The 18210-nt window shown below is 56.7% G+C and carries 12 protein-coding genes; 6 read left to right on the top strand and 6 right to left on the bottom strand.

Features of this window, described 5'->3' with window-relative positions; all coding sequences use genetic code 11:
- The first annotated feature begins 20 nt into the window (after positions 1-20).
- The 6 genes from FHS27_RS14565 to FHS27_RS14540 all read left to right on the top strand — a co-directional run bounded on the left by FHS27_RS14565 (position 21) and on the right by FHS27_RS14540 (position 6906).
- Positions 21-2720 carry a M1 family aminopeptidase gene (locus FHS27_RS14565; RefSeq protein ID WP_315854572.1) on the top strand — a complete coding sequence of 900 codons (2700 nt, stop codon included), beginning with the start codon at positions 21-23 and terminating at the stop codon, positions 2718-2720.
- A 29-nt stretch (positions 2721-2749) separates the two neighbouring features.
- Positions 2750-3325, top strand: coding sequence for a DUF6702 family protein (locus tag FHS27_RS14560; RefSeq protein ID WP_184305656.1), 576 nt, complete (start codon positions 2750-2752; stop codon positions 3323-3325).
- A 152-nt stretch (positions 3326-3477) separates the two neighbouring features.
- Complete coding sequence (gene metF, locus FHS27_RS14555) at positions 3478-4353, top strand: methylenetetrahydrofolate reductase [NAD(P)H] (RefSeq protein WP_184305655.1); 876 nt, start codon at positions 3478-3480, stop codon at positions 4351-4353.
- A 199-nt stretch (positions 4354-4552) separates the two neighbouring features.
- Positions 4553-4945 (top strand): hypothetical protein, encoded by a 393-nt coding sequence (locus tag FHS27_RS14550; RefSeq protein WP_044254252.1) that lies wholly within the window; start codon positions 4553-4555, stop codon positions 4943-4945.
- A 90-nt stretch (positions 4946-5035) separates the two neighbouring features.
- The gene (locus tag FHS27_RS14545) at positions 5036-6406 is read left to right on the top strand and encodes a helix-turn-helix domain-containing protein (protein WP_184305654.1); all 1371 of its coding nucleotides are present in this window, start codon (positions 5036-5038) and stop codon (positions 6404-6406) included.
- Complete coding sequence (locus tag FHS27_RS14540) at positions 6403-6906, top strand: hypothetical protein (protein ID WP_184305653.1); 504 nt, start codon at positions 6403-6405, stop codon at positions 6904-6906. The genes FHS27_RS14545 and FHS27_RS14540 overlap by 4 nt, the downstream gene beginning before the upstream one ends.
- A gap of 79 nt (positions 6907-6985) precedes the next feature.
- Here the strand turns inward: FHS27_RS14540 and FHS27_RS14535 are convergent, their stop codons facing one another.
- The 6 genes from FHS27_RS14535 to FHS27_RS14510 form a co-directional block, all read right to left on the bottom strand.
- The gene (locus FHS27_RS14535) at positions 6986-8551 is read right to left on the bottom strand and encodes an alpha-L-fucosidase (protein ID WP_390853633.1); all 1566 of its coding nucleotides are present in this window, start codon (positions 8549-8551) and stop codon (positions 6986-6988) included.
- Positions 8552-8753: 202 nt separating this feature from the next.
- Positions 8754-10229 carry a sugar MFS transporter gene (locus FHS27_RS14530; protein WP_184305651.1) on the bottom strand — a complete coding sequence of 492 codons (1476 nt, stop codon included), beginning with the start codon at positions 10227-10229 and terminating at the stop codon, positions 8754-8756.
- Entirely contained in the window at positions 10219-11247 is a 1029-nt protein-coding gene (locus FHS27_RS14525; protein ID WP_184305650.1) for a zinc-binding alcohol dehydrogenase family protein, read from the bottom strand. Before FHS27_RS14525 ends, FHS27_RS14530 begins: the two co-directional genes overlap by 11 nt.
- A 313-nt stretch (positions 11248-11560) precedes the next feature.
- Entirely contained in the window at positions 11561-12493 is a 933-nt protein-coding gene (locus FHS27_RS14520; protein ID WP_184305649.1) for an aldo/keto reductase, read from the bottom strand.
- A gap of 191 nt (positions 12494-12684) precedes the next feature.
- Positions 12685-13935, bottom strand: coding sequence for a tagaturonate epimerase family protein (locus FHS27_RS14515; protein WP_184305648.1), 1251 nt, complete (start codon positions 13933-13935; stop codon positions 12685-12687).
- A gap of 564 nt (positions 13936-14499) precedes the next feature.
- A complete protein-coding gene (locus FHS27_RS14510; protein WP_184305647.1) occupies positions 14500-16350 on the bottom strand; it encodes a hypothetical protein in 1851 nt (616 codons plus the stop codon).
- Between the last annotated feature and the right edge of the window lie 1860 nt (positions 16351-18210).

Below are 18210 nucleotides of genomic sequence, written 5' to 3'. Positions count from 1 at the left end.
TCGTGGCTTTGAGGTGTTTTGTGATTCGATTCGTCTATTTGATTGTCTTGGCGTGCGTTTGTGCAGGTTCGGTTTCCGCTCAACCGCTACCCAATCTCAAACACAGCGACGCTCGCGACCCGTTCCACCCGATCCAAAGCTGGTTACCGACGCCGGGTGTTTACCGCACCGCCTCGGGCGCCCCCGGACCGCTCTACTGGCAACAACGGGCCGACTACGACATCGACATCACACTGAACGATTCCGAACGGAGTCTCTCGGGTGAATGCCGAATCACCTATCACAACGACTCACCTCACACGCTCACCTACGTCTGGTTCCAACTCGACCAGAACCGTTTCCGCAACGATTCGGCCGCCGTGCAAAGCCGCACCGCACCCTCGCTCGGGGGCAGATCGCCATTCAAGTCCGTGCAATCGCTGCTCGCCCAAGAAACATTCGACGGCGGATATAACATCGACTCAGTCACGCTGGCCGAGTCGCCGAAGCGGTCTAGCAAACGATCCGCACGCGAAAGCGAATCGGAACTGCATCACGTGATCGTCGACACGATGATGCGGGTCGATCTGCCCGAACCGTTGCCCGCGGGAGAGTCCACCACGATCGCGATTGCGTATCACTACAACATCGTCGATGCCACCGTGATTCGAGCCCGCGGCGGATACGAATACTTCGACGAAGACGACAACGCGATCTACGAAATTGCTCAATGCTTCCCTCGCGTTGCCGCGTACACCGACTACACCGGTTGGCAGCACGACCAATTCCTCGGCAGTGGTGAGTTCACGTTGGAACTCGGCGACTACAAAGTCAACATCACCGTGCCCGCTGACATGGTCGTCACGGCAACGGGAACGTTGTCCAACCCGCAGGACGTTTTGAAAGAGGAATGGATCGAGCGGCTCGGTTCGATTCACGAAAACACCAAACCCACTTTCATCGTCACACCTGAGGAAGCCAAGGCGAACGAGACGGCGCGTGCTTCCAAATCATCCAAGACCAAGAAACGATCGGGCAAACAGTCCGGCAAATCGGTCGAGACGAAGACATGGGTGTTCAACGCAAAGAACGTCCGTGATTTTGCCTGGGCGGCCAGTCGCAAATTCATCTGGGATGCGATGCCCGTTCAGATCGGTGATCGCACCGTGACCGCGATGTCGTTCTATCCCAACGAAGCCGAACCGCTGTGGAGTCAGTACTCGACCGAGGCAATCGCACACACCCTCGAGGTCTACGGCCGATACACATTCGATTATCCCTACGACGTCGCCATCAGCGTGAACGGTCCGGTCTATGGGATGGAGTATCCGATGATCTGTTTCAACGGACCTCGCCCCGAAGACGACGGATCGTACAGCAAAGCGACGAAGTACGGATTGATCAGTGTGATCATTCACGAGGTCGGCCACAATTTCTTCCCGATGATCGTCAACAGCGACGAACGTCAGTGGACGTGGATGGACGAGGGCCTCAACACGTTCCTGCAATACCTCGCCGAACAAGAATGGGAAGAAGACTATCCATCGAGTCGTGGTCCGGCGGAAAAAATCGTTCCCTACATGCGGGGCGGACGCCAACGACCGATCATGACCGGCAGCGACGAAATTCTGCAATTCGGCGCCAACGCATACGCGAAACCCGCCACGGCACTGAACATTTTGCGAGACACCATCCTTGGTCGCGAACGATTCGATTTCGCGTTTCGGGAATATTGCCGCCGATGGAAATTCAAACGGCCCACGCCCGCCGACTTCTTCCGTTCGATGGAAGACGCCGCCGGAACAAACCTTGATTGGTTCTGGCGAGGATGGTTCTACAGCACCGAACATGTCGACATCGCGATCGATTCAGTGGAACTGTACGTGATTGACAGCGGTGATCCCGATGAAGCTCACGAGCGCAAACGTCGCGAAGACGACACACGGGAAGACACTCCCTCGGATGAACTCAACCGCAATCTGCCCCGACGCATCGAATGGCAGCCCGGCCTGAAAGATTTTTACAATTCCCCGGAATACGACGAAGACAAAGTCGAAGAATCCGATCGCAAGACGTATCAGAAATTCCTCGACCGACTCGACGAAGACGAGCGTGCGTTGCTGCAACGAACGACGCAGTTCTACGTGCTCAAGTTCATCAACAAGGGCGGCCTCGTGATGCCGATTCCGTTGCGGGTCTACTACGCGGATAGCACCCAAGAGCAATTGATGCTGCCGCCGGAAATCTGGCGATACAATTCCAAAGAAGTCAAAAAGCTGCTGCTGACGGAAAAGGAAATCGTGCGGGTCGAAATCGATCCCAAACGCGAAATCGCCGATACCGACACCGCGAACAATCACTGGCCGCCGAAACTCGAACCCACCCGGTTCAAACTGTTCAAGGATGAAAAGAAGAAGAACGCGATGCAAAAGGCACGTGGCGATGATGATGATGACGACGACGAAACCGATTCCGACGAGGATGACTCCGATGACAGGGACGACGCATCAGACAAATCGGAGAAGGACTCCGTCGAGAAGGTTTCCAAAGAAAAGGGAGCCGAATCAGAGACCTCCGATTCCAAATCATCCACTGGCAAAGCATCTGACTCCGAAGCATCCGACTCCGAAGCATCCGATGACAAACCTGCCAAGGAAGAATCTGCTCGCCCCGGCAAGTCAAAGCCCAACCGCAAACGCAAGAGCAGCGCTGCGGACACGAACGCGGGTAAATCCGAATGATCGGGTGCGCGTTCGTCTTACTCTCGAGCATGCTGTTACACCCGGCCGCCGAATCGCTGGCCGAGATCCAGTGGAACGGCGAAACCGGCACGGTGGAAGTCGCTCTGCGTTTGCGAATCACCGACGAACAACAACTGCTGCGAACGGTGTCCTCGCGTGAAACCGATTCGCTCCTCGGCGACGAAGAAGCGTTGGAATCAGCGGCGTTGTCGGTCATCCGCCGCCGCATCGGGTTCGGAAACTTGCGTGACATGAAAACGCCAAAGACGCCTGCTCCCGTCGCTGACCAGTACCATTGGGTTGGCCGCCGCGGCGAAGGTGGACACGCGTGGTGGTTCTTCGAAGTCGCGATGCCCGAGGGGCGACCGACGCATTTGCGATGCACGTTGTTCGAGAAACCTTCGTCGGAACCGCAAAACCGCGGCGCGTCGTCTCACGATCACCTGCACGCGGCCCCCATCAGCACTTTCTTGGTGTTGCCGGATTCTCAACCCGAGACGCGAACCCCAGCAGCCGGCGATGAGTCTTCGAAGGGACCAAAATCGCTGACCGTCACGCCCGATCGTCCGATTTCGGCCATCCAATGGTCCGTGCCAGCGTCGTGATCCCCGGTGGGTCGTTGTTTTCACCGTTAGGAAGTTGGCACGAACGCCAATCCGCCTATACTGGTCTGTTCAAACAGAGGCGGCAAACTGACGCGGTTTGCCCGTCCCTGAATAAAACGCAACGATCTGCCCCATAATCCAACGAAACACGCATGACACTGGCCGACCAATACAGCTCCGATGGCTGTGCCATTTCCTTCGAATTGTTCCCACCGAAGACTGCCGAGGGAATCAATTCGCTGTGTGAGAACGTGGAACGGTTGATGCAGTTCAATCCGAAATACTTCACCTGCACGTACGGGGCGGGCGGATCGAGCCAGCGAACCACGTTGGACGTGCTCGAACGGGTCAAGAAGCTGACGAAATTGCCCGTCGCCTCTCACCTGACCTGCGTCGGATCCAACACCGACCAACTGTGTGAATACTTGCAGCGGGCCACGGACATCGGTGTCGACTACATCGTTGCCCTGCGTGGGGACCCGCCCAAGGGATCGACCGAATTCAGCGTCACCGATGGTGGACTGCGTTACGCCAACGAATTGGTCGATTTGATCCGAGCCAAATTCGGCGATCTCGGAATCGCGGTCGCGGGATACCCCGAAGTTCACCAAGAGGCCGTCGACGCGAAAACGGACCTGGAAAACCTGAAACGGAAAGTCGACGCGGGTGCCGATATCGTCATCACCCAATTGTTCTACGATAACGCGGACTTCTACCGATTCCGCGACGATTGCGTCGCCGCGGGCATCAACGTGCCGATCATTCCGGGCGTGTTGCCGGTCACCAACTTCAAACAGGCACAACGAATTGCCGGAATGTGCAAAGCCGCGATTCCGGCCAGTCTCGAAGCCGAAATGACCCGCGACGATGCCCCCGAGCACCAATTCCGCGTCGGCGTCGAGCACGCTCGCAAGCAAACGATCGACTTGCTGGAAAACGGCGTGCCGGGCATTCATTACTACGTGCTCAACAAATCCGATGCCGCCGTCGAACTGCTCGACGGGCTGCAACTCGCCGGCCAACCGTAGCCGACGGGTGGCTTTCGCGTCTCACCGCGACTCCCCTAAATCGCCTGAGTTCCGATTTTCACGGTAGAAAGGACTCAACCGATCGACCGGGTTGTGCCGATGAAACGGGTGTAGCCATCTCAGAGCACTTGTTCGCCGACGCTGGAGCCATCCGGCCGATCGCGTCAGCGGTGCTCGTGTCGCCTAACGGGAAATACACGTGATTCGTCGATTCGTAATAATGTCCATCGCCTGCGGCGTCATCGCGATTTCCGCGGCAACCTGCTCCACCGCATCGGCTCAAATGCCCGCTCCCGGAATGTCGGGCGGTGCCATGGGAGGCCCCGGTGCTGGATACGGCAACCAACAAGCGTTCGGGCAAGCATGGGGAAGTTCGGCAGCCAACGTCGACTGGAACCGCTTCTATCACTACCCCTACGTTTACTATCCCCAAAACTTCTGGGGACAAGAATATTTCAAGAGCAGCGATAGTCTCTACCATCGCTACCCGACCGAGATGCGAATCCCTGTCTACAATAAGAAGTGGCACAATTACTATCCAAGTAACCGCCGGTTCCACAAGGGACACCACTTCATCCTGGACACATTCTAAACGAGGAGCGAACACGCTCTGAGCCAAACAACTCGTTCGAATTCTGCGGGGCCTCCGCCACGACGCGGCCGGCCCTTTTCTCTACCGCGATTGCTCGCGTCGACGTCAGCCTGCATCTGGTTGATCGACGCCAACGGCTCGTTGGTTTATCTCTCCCCCGAAATGCTCGCGTGGCTCGGGGTTGATGAGAATGTGCCCGAGACCATCGCCGCGGCGATCACACCGGACCCAATCATGTGGACCGGAACGAAACCCGATCGCGGCCACCTCACCCGGCGATTGCACATTCCCGCAACCGATCCGATTAACGGGCAGTCATCCGGACACCCCGCGCATCGACCTGAAACCCGCGTTGTGACCGCGCATTTCGTCAAACTCGCACCAATCGCGAAGGACTCAGACGAGAGCGAATCGCCCGGCGTTCCGCTCGTCTTGGGATGCTTGGGAGAATTTGTCGCCGACGCCGATGTGCCATGGACGCGTTGGTTTGGCGAACAAGGCGTTCGCGAGTCTGCCAAACTCGATGAACAAATCTCCAAATTCCGCGCCCAGCAGAAACGACAAGCCACGATGCTGATCGCGGGCACGTCGTCCACGTCCCGCCAATTCCGCGCCCGTGTCGAACTCGCCTGTCGAATCCGTTGTCACCTTTCGCTCAACGGACCGCTCGGATGTGGCGCCGCCGAACTCGCGTCGATGATCCACCACGCATCGGCACCGGGGGAAGCTCTCGTTTGTCTCGATGCGTCACTGATGGATTCCGAATTGTTGGAAGCCTACGCCTCGCCCGTGATCGCCGAGATTCGCGAAAACTCAGACGTCACCGGCACCCTGTGCCTCGATCGTCTCGACGAAATGCCCACCGACGGTCAAACCCGATTGAGCGAATGGCTCGAGACGTGGCCTCGACGGTTACGCTTGATCGGCATTCGTCACGACGAAGCGACGTCGTCGAATTCCATGATCGAACCGCTCACCGATTTGATGACCGTTTTTCCGATCACCATTCCCTCACTTTCGGCGCGGCGAGATGACCTCGAACTTATCGCATCCGGATTGGTGCGATCGGCGCGATTGTCTCGCGAAACACTCGATCTGCTGCGATCGTATCCGTGGCCGGGACAATGGGAAGAATTGACGTCCGCGATCCGTTTCGCCAACGACATGGCACCGGGCGATCGCATCGGACGCGAACACCTACCGCTCGCGATCCGGTCATACCGGACATCGCAACACGTGTCCGCTCACGTGGTTCAGGACGGCAACGAACTCACCATCGGCCCGCGTCCACCTTCGCCTCGCGATTTCAAGCTCGAGTCACTCGACGCGACCCTCCGCGAATACGAAGACAGCCTCATCGCGCAGGCCATGGAAGCGGCCGATGGCAACAAAGCCGAAGCGGCTCGCCGGTTGGGAATTAGCCGAGCGAGGTTACTGCGCAAACTCAGTGGCGACTCATGACGCCCCCGCCGTTTCAATCGCCTCACGCGAAAGCAAACGTGGCCGGAACATCGCCTGAAACGTCGGCCACCCCGTCCGTCAACTCAGCACCGTCGACGGAGTTGTCCATTTGGTGGGTCGGTTCGACCGACTCGTTGCTGCATCGTGAATTCGTGCGGTGGATCGAGAGCCCCGATTCACCGCGGCGTCCCGAGTCAACATGGAAGCTTACCATCGCCGATGAAGCCACACCGTCGCTGCCTCGCCTGACCGGACACGCCACCGACACTCGTGGATCCATCATCGGCATCGTCATCTGGACGGTTCCCGAAAACGGCATCTCCGATTTACTCAAACGGATCGCCAACGTCTGCCGAATCAAACCGGGATATCGGCACATCACCGCCGGGTTGGTTTCCCCGGCCGAACAACGATTACTCACCGAGGTCGGCGTGACCGCTCACGTGCAACACGCGGGCGAGTGGCCGCGATGTGCGGCCGTGCTAACGTGTCAAAAATAAACGGCAGGCAACTCTTCTCGGATCATCGACCCGAGCAAAGCAAACCTGCCGTTTGATTGAAACGTGTTGGCGAGCCGGATTACTTCGTGAGCTTCAACACGTAAGCGAAATCACATGGTTTCTTCGATGGCATTTTTACCGTCAAACCGGCGTCGGTTCGCGAGTACGAAATCGTCTCGTCACTGCCGAGCATCTCGACCGACTTGATGTCTCCGGGCCAATGCTCCGCCCCCTCGGCCAACGCACGGATGGTGACTTCGCCTGATTCAGGCCACGCCAAAATGGTGGCGTAAACAACACCATTCTTTTGCGTGAAGCGAACATCGTTGGCCGTGAACGGTTTGTCCTTGGACTCCGAAACGTGCCCGGTCGAAACCGTGGTCGGACCTTCGCCGAACGTTTTCCAATACGTAGTGTCGTAGATCGATTCGCCGTTGATCTTCAGCCATCCCCCGATTGCACGCAGGATCGCTTGATCTTCGTCTGGAATCGTTCCGTCGGATCGAGGCCCCACGTTCAACAAGAGACAACCGTTTTTCGAAACGATGTCGATCAAGTCATCGACGAGGCGGTCAGGCGTTTTGTACTTTTGGTTCTCGGTGTAACCCCATGAACTCGAACTGACTGCGGTATCAGTTTGCCAGAACGGGATGCGGATCTCGTCCATCTTCGAACGTTCTTTGTCGAGAACGGCCGCGGTTTCGGGGAACGCATTCCATTTGTAGTTGATGATCCCGATCGGACCGTCGCCTTGGCTCGATTGGTTGTAGTAGTAGGCCGCGAACTTCTGCAGGTGCCCCGAGAATTTGTTGTCTTGGTACTTCGTATCACGGCTGGGCGTGATGCCGAAATCGAACCAGAACAGATCAGGTTGGTACTTATCCACCAATTCACACGATCGGGCCAACCAATCGTCCTTGAACTGGTCATCCTGCGGCGGGAAGAAGTTCTGATAGTCCCACGCATTGTCCTTGAACAGGAACGGCATCGGACGGCCGTACAGATCGGCGTACTGAGGGTCCGCATTGTCGTAGTTCTCGTTGCGAACGTAGAACATCCAGTTGAACGCCCGGTGACTGCTGACGCCGAACTTCAGCCCCTCGCCTCGAATCGCGTTCGACAATTCCGCGATCACATCACGTTTCGGCCCCATCTCCGTCGCGTCCCAACGGGTGTAACTGCAGTCGTACATTGGGAAACCGTCGTGGTGTTCGGCAACGGGCACAACGTACCGGGCTCCCGTTTCCTTGAACAACTTTGCCCACTCGCTCGCGTCGAACTTCTCCGCTTTGAACATCGGGATGAAGTCTTTGTACCCGAACGTCTTTTGCGGCCCGTAGGTTTCGATGTGATGCTCGAAAAAGTTATCACCCCGCCGGCCTTTGTTGATGTACATCTGCCGCGGGTACCACTCACTACCGAACGCCGGAACGCTGTAGGCTCCCCAGTGAATGAAGATGCCGAACTTGGCGTCTTTGTACCACTGTGGGATTTCATACTTCTCGAGTGACGACCATTCCGCTTTGAACGGGCCCGCCTGAGCGACTTGCTCGATCTTCTCGACAGCCGGTGCGACCTTCGGGTGCGGCGCCGTGCGATCGACCGCGGTCGTCGATTGGGCGGGCAGCGATGTGGTGACGAACATCGTCGCCACTGCGGAGAGCGTCAGGGATAAGCGTCGAATCGTTTTCATGATGTGCTACCGAGAAACGAGGGGATTTGGTAGGAACATGCAGAACCACACGGCACCGCCACGTCCATGACGCAGGAGCCGTCGAACCGGAGAGCATTCACTCGTCCGGGGAAATAGAAATCAGGTGGAAGGAATCATTCCCACGCCACAGCGGTTAGGCCGCGGCAGACTCGGACTGCTCAAATCGTGTGAACGTCCGCACTCCGAAAATTGCGATTGCGATGAAGCAAATCATGGGCAGGTAGAACGAATTACGAACGCCGAGTTCGTCGATGAACTTACCTTGCAACAGCGGCAACAACGCACCACCGACAATTGCCATGATCAACCCGGCCGAACCGAGTTTCGCTTCCTCGGCGGGCAGTCCCTTCAGTGCGATCCCGTAAATCGTGGGGAACATCAACGACATACAGGCGGAGATCAAAACGAGGCACGTCAGTCCCGTTTTTCCTTCGAGGAAAATCGCACCGGCGGTGAACGCAATCGCCGCCGCGGCGAGTACGGACAACAATTTGCCAGGGCTGATGTACTTCAACAAAAACGTGCAAACGAACCGGCTAGTCAAGAAGATCACCATCGCGGCAATGTTCCATGTCTGAGCCTCGGCGAGCGACAGGCTCACCAACTCCATCCCGTAGTGAATGATGAACGTCCAACACGTGATCTGAGCACCCACGTAGAACGCTTGCGCGACCACACCTTCACGGTAATGCGGCTTGCTCAGCAAACGACCTATGATTTCACTCATCGGAGCATCGGGATGTTCCGATGCAAACGTTGGCATTTTGGTGACCGCGAACAGACCGAGGAAGCACAACACGACGATTGCGATCACGACGTAAGGAGTGCGAACGACCGCGAGATCGTGCAACTGCATCGTCTTGAACACTTCCGGATCAGAGACCTGCATGTTGGCGAGGCCTTTTCCGACCGCTTCATCGAGCGTTCCGTATTCCTCGGCAAAGTTCGGCAGCCCATCGGGATAATCATTTTCAACGTACGCGACCGCCGCGGGCGTTTTGCTCTCCACGCTCGATCGGAACTCGCCGACCTGCAAATTGGGAGCAATCACCGTGGTGGCGATCACCATCCCGGTCAACGATCCGATGGGGTTAAACGCCTGGGCCAGATTCAATCGCTGCGTTGCCGTTTCCGGTGGTCCCATCGCGAGAATGTACGGGTTGCAACTCGTTTCCAAGAAAGCGAGCCCAAACGTCAACACGTAGAAACCGGCAATGAAGATCCAAAAGTTCTGATTCAAACTCGCCGGGATGCTCAACAACGCACCGATGGCGTACAGAGCGAACCCGACCATGATCGCGCCCTTGTACGAAAACTTGCGGATGAAATAGGCCGCAGGCAAGGCCATCGTGAAATAGCCTCCGTAGAACGCAAACTGAACCAGCGAACTTTGCGTGTTGCTGATTTGGAAGACTTCCTTGAACACCTTCACCAACGGGTTGGTGATATCGTTGGCGAACCCCCACAACGCGAAACAGCATGTCGTCAAGACAAACGCCGCGAAGTATTCCTTGGGGATCACCTCGATGCCACGAGATACGGATCCAGGTGACGCCGTAACACCGTTCGCGTCATCAATCGCGTCCGGCTCTGTTGATTCAATCGACATGAATAACTGCCTTGACCACCCCGGTTTCGGGATCGGTCCATGAGGGGAAGGAAGCGGCAACATCCTCGAACTTCGCATGATGCGTGATCCAAGGTTGAGTATCGATAGTGCCCTTCTCGATCAGTTCAATGATCCGCGTGAAGTCCCGCGAAAGGGCGTTGCGAGATGCCATCAACGTCAATTCACGTCGGTGCATCGCGGGGGCGTGTGGAAAATTGAGGTTTTGCTGCGTGATGCCGACGTAAACCACTCGGCCACCGAACGCGGCGAGTTCCAGCGAACGGGCCATCGAATGATGGTTTCCCGTCGCATCGATCACGACATCGGCACGCTGGTTCGACGTCATCGCATCGAGTTGTTCGATGTCGACATCTTCACCGGTGACCTTCAGAGTATCGTTGACACCCATCTTTTCATGGACGAACTGCAAACGGGTTTCACTGATGTCGGCCACGATCGGCCGTGCACCGGCAACCTTGATAAACTCGAGCGCCGACAATCCGATCGGTCCGGCACCGATCACCAGCACGTTCTCGCCGGATTTTACCGCAGCACGATCGACGGCGTGGCAACCGATGGCGAGCGTTTCGACGAGAGCGGATTGCTCATACGTCAGGTTATTGGCAACATGCAGTTTGCGTGCAGGCAGGATCATCTTTTCAGTCAATCCGCCGTCGCACATCACGCCGAGTGTTTGGTGATGTTCGCAGCAGTTCGTCAATCCGCGACGACACGAATAACACTTCTGACAATTGATGTACGGTTCGACCGAGCACTTGTCGCCAACGACGACGTTCGTCACGCCTTCTCCAACGGCCAAAACCTCAACGCCCAATTCATGACCGGGAATCCGAGGGTAGGAGAAGAACGGAAACTTACCCAAGTATCCGCCAAGGTCCGTTCCACAAACGCCGACGCGATGGATTCGCACGAGTGCTTCCCCCGCCGCCGGTGCCGATGGCTCGGGAATGTCAACGGTCTTCCACGTCTTGGGCTGTTCGAGTTGAAGAGCTTTCATTGTCAGTTGGGTAAGTCAAAGGTTGGAGTACAGGAAAGCGAACTCAGCGAGTCTAGCGAATTGGATTGGTGTCATGTGAACGGTGCCCGCCTCCCGGCGAAACACTGCGACGATTTTGTGGACGCTGCCAAATCGATCTCGAAACGCCGGACCGTCTCTGTTCTCTCCGCCATTGCGGACATGTGCATCTTCAACATCAAACGGAGGCACGACCATTCGCGACCGATCGAGAACCATCCGTTCTCAAGCTGCCCGGCCGCCATTTGTCCGGGCCTCAATTCATGACGGCCGGTCCGCTCCGGCCAAACATGGATTAGTTGTTCTCGGGGAGCCCTTCGGGGTGCCCGATGTTCTTAACCGGTTCGAAAATCTTCAACACGTCCGCCAACAGAGCCTCATCGATCGGCTCGGCGAGCCACTGGGCCCATTTACGGATGTTGTTCGGGTTCGCACTGCCGGCGACGGTGGTCGTCATGTCAGGGTTCGCACACGAGAACTGCAGTGCCAACTGAGCGATGTCGACACCGTTCTTCTCGCAGTGTTCAGCCGCCTTGCGAGCCGCGTCACGAACCTCTTGCGGATCCTTGTGCCAATCCGGCAACGGTGCGTTGGTCAACAAGCGAGCCGCGAACGGACCACCGTTGATCACACCGACACCCTTCGCCTTCAACTCAGGAACCATCTCGTCGGCCAACGTTGTGTTCTGCAGCGTGTACTGGTTGTACGACAAGATGCAGTCCAAGTCCGCCTGTGCCGAGATCTCGCGGAACACCTTCATCGGATACCCACTGATACCGACATAGCGAACCTTGCCCGACTCTTGAATCTTGCGAAGCGCTGGCAACGTTTCGCTCACGATCTGATCCAGTGGCACGAACTCGATGTCATGACAAAGAATGATGTCGAGGTGATCGGTGCCGAGTCGTTGCAGACTGACGTCGACGCTCTCGACGACACGTTTGGCGGAAAAGTCAAACTTGTCGACGTCGTAACGTCCCAACTTGGAACACATCGTGTAGCTGTCGCGAGGCACGTCCTGAAGTGCGATGCCGAGCAACACTTCCGATTTACCGCGTCCGTAGTAGGCCGAGGTATCGATGAAGTTCAAACCGAGATCGAGTGCCGTACGCACGCTTTCGAAAACGTCATCGAGCTGAACGCTGCGAAATTCCGACCCGAGCGACGAGGCTCCGAAACTGAGAATCGGCAATTCGAGATCAGTTTTGCCTAGTTTGCGAGTTTCCATGTCGAGATTCTTAGTGGGGATAAAAGGTTCGAAACAACTCGGTGACGTCAGACGGATCTTCGCGAGCAGAGCAACAATGATAGGTGCCCCTCTTCGCTCAATCGGCGAGGTCCCGAATCGAGAACCGTTGCCGAAGAACCGCTGCGGCATCATCCACGTCGGTGGTGACGCCGCGTGTAACGAACGTCCGATTAGCCGATGAACAACGGCCGCAGGTGACGATCGTAAATATTTTCGGTGACTTGTTTGCCAACGATTTCTTTATTCGTAACGAGCAGATCCGTGTAACGAGACCCGGCCTTCGCGGCAACTTTGAACGAGACGTGCAACAGTTGACGCATGCTCGAATTAAACATCGGGTTGGATTGGACGTGCCGAATCGCCGATGCGAATTCACTGCCGCTGTAACCCTTCACGGTCGCCTCATCAGGAAGCGCGTCGCGATCCACATCGATCACGCTCGCATACGGCGCCGACAATTCGTCAACGTGCTGCAACGCGTAAACATAGATCTCTTTGGCGAGTTCCAAACCGTCACCGCCCGCTTCGGCCAAACCGATCAACTCTTCGAGCCATGTCGTTCCGGCGGTCTTCAGGTGTACGCCGGCACCGGTGCGTTTGAGCGATTCCCGGATGATCGGGTACAAGCTGAATTTGTCACTGCCGCTGTGAACGCTCAGTTTCAAGACTTCTGGCAATCCGTATGCCTTCACCGCGTGATCGATCACCGCGAGGTCATCGTTGAACTCACGTTCGAACTGCTTCAAATCGCCGACATAATCGACGCCTTTGTTGAAACGACCGGTGAACTTCGGTGCGATCGTTTGAACGGACACCTTCTCGTCAGCCAACGCCGCGAGAATGATCAACAACTCAGGTGGCGTTTGCGGCGAGTCCGTTTCGTCCATGGAAACTTCCGCGATCAAACCGTCTTTGCCTTTGACCGATTCGAGGTGCCGATAGATTTCCGACGCCTCTTTCACGGCGAGCAAATACTGTTGTGCGACGCGGCGGACATCGTCCTTCGTCACGTTCAGAGGACTCGACAAACCGGGCAACTCCAACGTGCCGATCAATTCGCCGTGGCGATCGATGAACGCGTCCACTTCGCTGTCCGAAGCCGCTTTGCCGATCGAGTCGGCGACGTCGAGAGTGAAGAAATCGCTACACGCGAGAAACGGCTCGACCGTTGCCAATTGAATGTGGTCCGCGTCGACGTGCCAAGGTTTGTCCCAACCGAGTTCGTCCACGGCAACCTTCGCCGCGTCGTACACGCTCTGTGGCTGCGACCCGACAAACGTGTGCTCGCGGTTGGATTTATTCCAAACCGGAGCCACATCGACACCGTCGGCAGCAAGTTTCTGAAATGCGCGAAGTTGCGCGGCGGCTTGGTGTGCGAATCGATCACCGACGCCGAACGAAAATTTTTCGATGGTAAGCATATATCCTCTTCCCTTTGAATTGAGGAGCCTATTCTTACCCAATCGCTGTCACACTGAATAGCTAGGTCACACATTTGCATGTGCATTCTTAACCTAAACAAGACTCACTGACGGAACCGACGAACGGATATGCCGATCGCGCAAACGGCACCCGATCAACGAGCGTTTTGGGATGCCTCGCCAAACGCCTCCATAGACTTCTGCCCGGTCCAACGAGGACACTTCTCACGCGAGCAAAAGAGCCCGAACTCACACACGGCGTCTTAAGCGATCGCGCCGCGATTCCGGCGAACGGTTCCGTAGGTTTGCGGCAGAAACCGAACGCGATACGGCAATCCTGCACACGATGCAGTTATTGAGGCAGTTACTAAAGACAACGACGTTCGCCAAACCATCGCACACCCTCAGGCGCCGATCGCGACAACAGATAATTCGATAGCAGATATCGCAAATGCGATAGTGAGAAGACTGGCGCGAGAACCAGAATCGCGGCGACACACGGATCGCCGAGTAGGAGGAACGACAAACTCGCTTTCTGCCCGACGTTAGGCCGCAGACCAACCGCTACGGGTTGATGCCTTGGATCAAATCCAACGATAACGTCGCGTCTCGTCCACTGCCTTGAACCTGGCCGAGTCCGATTTGAATTCCGCTCGGGGCGGTGTCGACGTCCGCGGGCAGTGAGACGGGGACTTCTTGTTTGCTGCTTAACAAAAACGTGTTCTGGCCATTGATGCTGGACATTTTACCCACGACCAAGGCACCATCGCCGCCACGCTCTTCGCTCGTTCGGGCGATCCATTCAGGCGTCGATTTCGCAAACGCCACAACCACGCTCACGTCGGACGCGAGTTCACGCAGGACGGGACGCAACTCGGAGACTGATTCCTTGGGTACCGAACCGGCGAGCCCCGAGAGAGATTCGTACGTTTGCTGGATCAACGAAGCCCGTTGAGGATCACTCGCGTCCATCGCTTTAATTTCGGCGAGCGAACCGCTGACCTGGGCGACTTCCGACGCGAGGTCGAACGACGGCAGTTCCGGCATCGATGGTTCAGGTTGTGTAGGTTCCGCAATCTCAGACGCGATCGCCTCCGGTTCTTCAGAGCCGCCCGCGAACAGATCGCTAGAATCGCTGTCCGATTCCGGAAGTTCAGGCATGGCCGGTTCAAACGAATCAGGCAATCCCATCGCTCCGGGTTCGCTGAACGCAGGCGTCTCGGCGGAGGCGATTTCCTCGACTGCCGATGCACTGTCATTAGGCAGCAAATTATCAACGGGCTCTGAATTGTCCACGGGCGAGAAATTGTCAGTCGGTGCGAACGCGTCTTCCGATGCAACTTCGGCAGGTGCCGCGACATCGCCCGGTAACGACATGCCGGGAGTCTCGCCGGTGATCTCACTCAACGCCGCAGCGGCGGGATCGGGAGTGGTCTCGGCTCCCGTCACATCACCGATTTCTTCGCCAATCGGCCGACCGGTGACCGGTTCATCCTCAACGACGCGCGGCTCGAAATTGTCCAGCGGCATTGGAGTATTCGCACGGACCTGCGTTTTAGATCCACCGATTCTTGGCAGAACGTCGCTGATGACGGGGATGTCTTGGCCGAGGAAATGCAGAATCGTGCCGACGATCGGCAACGACAGCGCACCTCCCAGGGCAACACCGAGCATCGTCTTGATCGGTGATCCGCTGCGACGACGCCGGCGAGATGTGACGTCCATCATGATTTCGGCCGGCTTGGTGCCACGTGCGTCGTCTTCATCGACCATGAACGCGGAAAGATCATCCGTATCTTCGCTTTCCATCATTTCGGGAGTCATCGCAGTCGTGGCCGCGAGCGAGTCCGCATCGTCGCTGGAGTCGCCATCGAACCCTTCGACGGAAAGATCCTCTTCGGAAACGATCCCCACGTCGGGCGCGATATCCGACTGCGTGTCCACGGCGGTCTCAAAGCTGACTTCGCCGAGCTCTTCGACGGTTTCCATGTCAGAGAAATCGGAATCTTCGACCGTGGCACTCGACGGGTCGACTTTCATTTCGCTCGGGCTCGGTTCATCAAAATTGACACCCGCCAATCCCATCGCACCTGCTCCCGCTGCTGCCATGGGTGCGACGCCTACTGACGAGGACGCTGCGGATCCAGCCGCTGCCACGGGGCCCATCGCCGACGCCTCCGGAGGGGCGTCCTGCGACCCTGACCAATTGTCGCCATCCCAGTCGCCCGCCAATTCAGCTTCGTCGCCGACGATCACCAGCGCCGGTGGCATCGCCTCACTGATTTCCTTGCCGGACAACGTTTCCAAACACCACGGGCATTTGGCCTGTACCGTCTGAGCGGCGCCGCTCCCGGCTAATAACGCATCAGGTACCCGGACTGATTCGTGACAACGAGGGCACTTCGTAACCAACATGAGCGGAGCCGAGTTTTTGCAGTAAGGCGTGAATGATCAAATAATCCTGCGCATTATAACTGGCCAACGACGAATATTCAGCCCCGCCCCATGAAATGCCAGCGCGAAGCAATTTTAACTCTGAATGAAATCCGCAGCACTTCTCACGGGTTGGTTGCAAACCTTCGCACCGCCAACGCGCCCCTGTAGCTAACCGAGGCCCTCGCTCAGCCCCCCACACCATCACGCCCCAACATCCCCACCACAACCCAACTCCCGCCACCCCACAAAACAAACAGCCACCCCAGGCCCAGCGGGCCGACACAAAAACCACCCACCCCCGTAGGCGACCGAGGCCCTCGGTCAGCCCCCGCACCCATCAAACCCCAACAGCCTCACCCCCAACACCCCCAACTCCCGCCACCCCAAAACCAAAGATCAGGATCAAGATTAAGAGAAAGATTAAGATCAAGAATCACCCCCCAACCAACCGCCCCCAACCAACCGCCCCCAATACCAACCGCCCCCAATACCAGCCACCCCCAGGCCCAGCGGGCCGACACAAAAAACCACCCACCCCCGTAGGCGACCGAGGCCCTCGGTCAGCCCCCGCACACCATCAAGCCCCAACAGCCTCACCCCCAACACCCCCAACTCCCGCCACCCCAAAACCAAAGATCAAGATTAAGAGAAAGACTGAGATCAAGAATCAAACCCCAATCAACCCCCAGCACAAAAACCACTCACCCACCAACCCCACACAACTCTCCCCCCGACAAACCAACAAAAAACTTGCACCTCCCCCGCGAACATGCCACAATCAACCCCTCTGCTGGTATCCGAGGGGCACTTGGACGGGAAGCACACTGCTGTCCCCTGGAAAGTCACCCAAGCGGACGAAGTCCGCAATCTTCGAAACTCGCCCGCTCCCGTCAAACAGCCGCACTCACCGATTAGAAAAAGGTGGATGAGAATAAAGGTGTGCGGTACCAAATAGCTGCAACGGTACCGGCCACATTTTCTTTAGGTTCGTGCAGTCTATGATGACGTGCAGTTCGGACCGAACGAACTTGAGCTTCCGGTCGGTACGATTCACCCATCCGCAAGCGTGGTTGCTGTAATGAAGTCCACGAGGAATCTCCTCTTTTGGTGCGAGGCTAAACGTACCAACGATGAACACTCAACTGGACACTGCGACATCGAATTCGCCACTGACATACGGACCGAACTCGACAACGGAATTACCAAGAACGAAGAGACTACGGTTGTTTTTGGGGTCGACTGGACGGACGATATGGTGATCGCATTTGCGATCGGTCAGGACGTCCTTCTGACGCCGCAGTGTGCGACACAAGTCGACTGTTCGAATATCAATCCAATGCGCCCGAGCGGCGAAGTCGGACGTTTTCAAATGCACAATCCCTCGTCGCCGCCGGGTGATTGGTGGCGTTCTGTTAATTGTTACGCCACGCCCCAGTAACCTATCCATAGAGAACTTCTCATGAAACTTTCACGTCTGCTGATTCTGTCTACCTTCGGTGGACTTGCTAGTTTCTTACTATTGCAGGTGCTGGCAAATCGAATGCCATCCTCGTTCATCGCTGACACAGTCGACAGCTTGGGAATGCTCTACGGAGCGATGATATTTGGGACCGGCCTGTACGCAATTCTTGTCGCGTTCATGAAAGACTTGTGGAATTCACCAGACAGTCGAATGCTAAGCACTCGGTGGATCGTCTTCCTACCATCATTGATCGGCCTGATTGGCGTTGTCCACGGCTACCTTAGGAGCTGTTCGGAAATAACTTCGGGATTTCATGCTGGTAGAACATAGTTGAATTTACCGAGGGTTTCATCACGCTCTGTCGGTTCGTTTTGACG

It is taken from the genome of Aporhodopirellula rubra, assembly GCF_014192335.1.
Classification (GTDB): domain Bacteria; phylum Planctomycetota; class Planctomycetia; order Pirellulales; family Pirellulaceae; genus Rhodopirellula; species Rhodopirellula rubra.
The sequence above is the reverse complement of the archived record's forward strand: the minus strand, read 5'-3'. Positions and strand labels throughout refer to the sequence as shown.

Bases quoted from the DNA above. Each gene is read 5' to 3' on its own strand.
- FHS27_RS14520 (WP_184305649.1), bottom strand. From the start codon at position 12,493: ATGGAAACTCGCAAACTAGGCAAAACTGATCTCGAATTGCCGATTCTC.
- FHS27_RS14560 (WP_184305656.1), top strand. From the start codon at position 2,750: ATGCTGTTACACCCGGCCGCCGAATCGCTGGCCGAGATCCAGTGGAAC.
- metF (WP_184305655.1), top strand. From the start codon at position 3,478: ATGACACTGGCCGACCAATACAGCTCCGATGGCTGTGCCATTTCCTTC.
- FHS27_RS14540 (WP_184305653.1), top strand. From the start codon at position 6,403: ATGACGCCCCCGCCGTTTCAATCGCCTCACGCGAAAGCAAACGTGGCC.
- FHS27_RS14510 (WP_184305647.1), bottom strand. From the start codon at position 16,350: ATGTTGGTTACGAAGTGCCCTCGTTGTCACGAATCAGTCCGGGTACCT.
- FHS27_RS14525 (WP_184305650.1), bottom strand. From the start codon at position 11,247: ATGAAAGCTCTTCAACTCGAACAGCCCAAGACGTGGAAGACCGTTGAC.
- FHS27_RS14515 (WP_184305648.1), bottom strand. From the start codon at position 13,935: ATGCTTACCATCGAAAAATTTTCGTTCGGCGTCGGTGATCGATTCGCA.
- FHS27_RS14535 (WP_390853633.1), bottom strand. From the start codon at position 8,551: ATGTTCGTCACCACATCGCTGCCCGCCCAATCGACGACCGCGGTCGAT.
- FHS27_RS14530 (WP_184305651.1), bottom strand. From the start codon at position 10,229: ATGTCGATTGAATCAACAGAGCCGGACGCGATTGATGACGCGAACGGT.